Annotated in this window: 4 protein-coding genes; 1 reads left to right on the top strand and 3 read right to left on the bottom strand. The window is 71.1% G+C overall.

The window, feature by feature from the left end; translation table 11 throughout:
• The first annotated feature begins 202 nt into the window (after positions 1–202).
• The gene (locus HY703_13555) at positions 203–1,192 is read left to right on the top strand and encodes a zinc-dependent alcohol dehydrogenase family protein (protein ID MBI4546219.1); all 990 of its coding nucleotides are present in this window, start codon (positions 203–205) and stop codon (positions 1,190–1,192) included.
• A gap of 182 nt (positions 1,193–1,374) precedes the next feature.
• Here HY703_13555 and HY703_13550 read toward each other — a convergent pair whose 3' ends face one another.
• From HY703_13550 to HY703_13540, 3 genes are all read right to left on the bottom strand, one after another.
• Complete coding sequence (locus HY703_13550; protein ID MBI4546218.1) at positions 1,375–2,166, bottom strand: type IV pili methyl-accepting chemotaxis transducer N-terminal domain-containing protein; 792 nt, start codon at positions 2,164–2,166, stop codon at positions 1,375–1,377.
• Between the two features lie 8 nt (positions 2,167–2,174).
• Positions 2,175–2,825: a hypothetical protein gene (locus HY703_13545; protein ID MBI4546217.1), complete on the bottom strand. Its 651-nt coding sequence runs from the start codon at positions 2,823–2,825 to the stop codon at positions 2,175–2,177.
• Positions 2,826–3,094: 269 nt separating this feature from the next.
• On the bottom strand, positions 3,095–3,388 hold a 294-nt coding region (locus tag HY703_13540), incomplete at its 5' end, for a zinc-binding dehydrogenase (GenBank protein ID MBI4546216.1).

Genomic DNA, 3,388 nt, shown 5'->3' with positions numbered 1-3,388 from the left:
CGGCTGCGGGCACTTGCGCTTCACAACGGCCGGCTCTCCGGGAACGGAGCTGAAAAGCCGTGTGCGGGGAAAGCCGACGAGCCATGAGGCAGGGCCTCATTCTTGCCCGCGAGCCGCCGCGCAGCCGATCTTAGTGGTCGAATTCGCAAGTACGGTCGCATTCGGCGTGACCGCGCCTAGGAACTCGACCACTGAGGCACCCATGCGGGCGATGATCCTGGACGCTCCCGGCCGGCCGCTCCGGGAGGGCGAACTGCCGGTGCCCCGGCCGGGGCCGGACCAGCTCCTGCTGCGCGTCCGCGCCTGCGGCGTGTGCCGCACGGACCTGCACGTGGTGGACGGCGAGCTGACCGAGCCCAAGCTGCCGCTGGTGCCCGGTCACCAGATCGTGGGCGAGGTGGTGGAGGCGGGCGGTGGTGGGGGCGACTTCGCCCCCGGCGAGCGCGCGGGCGTGCCCTGGCTGGGCTGGACCTGCGGGCAGTGCCGCTACTGCCGGAGCGGCCGGGAGAACCTCTGCGGCCGCGCCCGCTTCACCGGCTACCAGCTCGACGGCGGATTCGCCGAGTTCGCACTGGCGCACCAGCGCTTCTGCTTCCCCATCCCGGCCGATTACCCGGATCTCCAGGCCGCACCGCTGCTATGCGCCGGCCTGATCGGCTACCGCGCGCTGCGGCTGGCCGGGGATGCGGAGCGGGTCGGCTTCTACGGCTTCGGCGCCGCGGCGCATATCCTGGTGCAGGTGGCGAAGCATCAGGGGCGGAAGGTTTACGCCTTCACGCGCCCCGGCGATGCCGCCGGCCAGCGCTTCGCCCTCGAGCTGGGCGCCGCCTGGGCAGGCGCGGCCGACGAGCCCTGCCCCGTCGAGCTGGACGCAGCGATCATCTTCGCGCCGGCGGGGGAGCTGGTGACCATCGCCTTGCGCGCCGTGGCCCGGGGCGGCGTGGTCGTCTGCGGCGGCATTCACATGAGCGATATCCCTTCCTTCCCCTACCACCTCCTCTGGGGTGAGCGGGTCCTCCGCTCCGTGGCTAACCTGACCCGGCAGGACGGCCTCGAGTTCCTGGCCCTCGCGCCGCGCATCCCCATTCGGGTGGAGGCGCAGACCTACCCCCTGGAAAAGGCCAATGAAGCGCTGCGCGACCTGCGGGAAGGGAAGGCCCGGGGGGCTGCGGTCGTCTGCCCCACAGCCTGAGGCGCGTGGGACGCCGGTGCTCAGTGGTACCCGTCACAACTACGTGAACGACATGTCCCGGGCCCCGCAGGTATTGGCCAGCATGGCCGGCATGGTCGCCGTGCGGCGCCGGCGCTGGCCCGAAAGACCTCCCGTCGATAACCGGGCCTCGCCAGCGTCGCACGGCCACGTCATGGGCAGGATCAGCCGCGGGACTCGAGTGTCGCCACCTCGCCCCGCTGCTTCACGGCGCGACGCATACCCTCGAGCACCTCTCCCAGCCTGCCCAGCTCGTTGCCGACCCGCACGTCCACGGCGCTGTCCAGGTCCCCGGCCGCAATGCGGCTGGCCGCGGCCTCCAGCGCGCGCACCGGCCGCAGCACCCGCTGCACGATGAGCGCGTAACTGAGCAGCAGGACCAGCGCGCCGGCGGCCAGGAAGCCGAGTTGCGCCAACTCGAGGCGCGACACCCGGGCTTCTGCCGCCGCCTCGTAGACGCGGACGGCAGCGTCGACCTTGGTCAAGATGGCGCCAGAAAGGCGCTCCAGATCGGCCACACCCTGCTGGAACGCGGGACTGGCCGGCTCCGATTCCAGCACCGCGTGCGCCGCGCGGTGCAGCGGCTCCCAGTCCGCCTGCACGCGCTCGAGCGCCGCCAGGAACTCCGGGTCCTCTGCGGGCGGCAGCCAGACCAGGGTGCCCATGTACTGCGCCGGGCCGCCCTGGATCAGTGCGCGCAGGTCCACGGCAAACTCGTGGGCCGTGGCGTGCATCTGCTCGACGTAGCGCGGCCCGTCCCCTTTCACCAGCCCGAGCGCCGCCTCCTTGGCCATCTTCTGGCTGAGCATGCGCTGCAGCCCGGTCAGGTTGATGATCAGGGCGTCGTGTCGCTGCGCGCGCGTGTTCCACAGGCTGGTCGCGACCAGCAGCCCGCCGACCAGCGCGACGTCGACCAGCACGAGGCCCAGCGTGAAGCGCAGCGAAAGGTGCCGCATGCGGAATCTCAATACATGAACGAGAGTATCACGATCACCAGCAGCAGCAGCGCAATCCCGCCGATCTCGATCAAGGAAAGCGCAATCACCTCTGCCGCCTTCACGTCCGCGAGCCGCGCCGCAACTGCCGTACCCCTGGTCACGAGCATGGCCCACATGGCGAGTGTCGCCAGCTCCAGTGCGCGTATCCCCCAGACCGCCAGGGCAGGCGCCTCCGGCCGCACCGCGGAAAGCGCCGCCGTGCCATAAAAGGCGAGCTCCGTGGGCACGACCACCGCCAGCAGCGGCAGGAAGAGCCAGCTCGAGTAGCCGAACACCGCGTACATGCGCTCCGTATTGCCCTCGCCCTCGAGGGCGTCGGCGCTCCAGGAGAGCAGCCCGCCCGCGAAATACAGCGCCACCAACCCCAGCACGGCGCCCACCAGCAAGACGATCAAGGCGGCCGTAGCGAAGCCGAGGCGCTCACCAAGGGCGACCCAGCGGGCGGCGTGATACGCCACGAACACTCCGGCCGAGGCGGAGAAGACCAGCTCGGGCAGGGCCTCATACTCCGCCCGCCGGAAGAGCACGGGGAAGAAGCTCGATGGCCGAGGGATCAGCTCGATCAGGTCGACCAGCAGCGGCGGCGACCCGCTCTGCACACGCGCGGCAGCGGACATGACGCCCTCCTCTCGCGGGACCGCCGCTACAGCGGCAATGGCTGTACCGCCGCCCGCCTGGCGAAAAACCGCGTCCCACGGCCATTTTCGGGCCGCAGGGCCAACCCCTGAGGGGTAGGATGTCCCGGCCTGTCAGCATCAGTAGGACAATTCACGACGGCCCGCCGCACTCGCCCAGCTCAAGCCGCCAGCGCCAGCGGCGCACCTGCCACAGCGCTACCTGCACAGGATCGGCCGGCGCCCGGCTGCAGCAGGCCGGCCCCACCGCTTCAGGGCATGACGACCGCGCGCAGCGCCCCGCCGCTCCGCAGCGCGTCGAACGCCTCGTCGATCTGCTCCAGCGGGAAGCGATGAGTGACCAGGGGCTCGAGCGCGATGCGCCCTCTGCGCACCAGCTCGATGACCCGGGGGTAGTCCACGGGCCGGCAGCCCAAGGAGCCCAGCACCTCGATCTCCCGGAACATGACCCGCCCCGCGTTGAGCCGCATGGCTTCCGGGCTGTAGCCCACCAGCACGAGGCGCCCGCCGCTGCGCAGGCATCCCAGGGCCTGCTCCTGGGTGCG

It is taken from the genome of Gemmatimonadota bacterium (assembly GCA_016209965.1).
In the GTDB taxonomy this organism is placed as follows: domain Bacteria; phylum Gemmatimonadota; class Gemmatimonadetes; order Longimicrobiales; family RSA9; genus JACQVE01.
The sequence above is the reverse complement of the archived record's forward strand: the minus strand, read 5'-3'. Positions and strand labels throughout refer to the sequence as shown.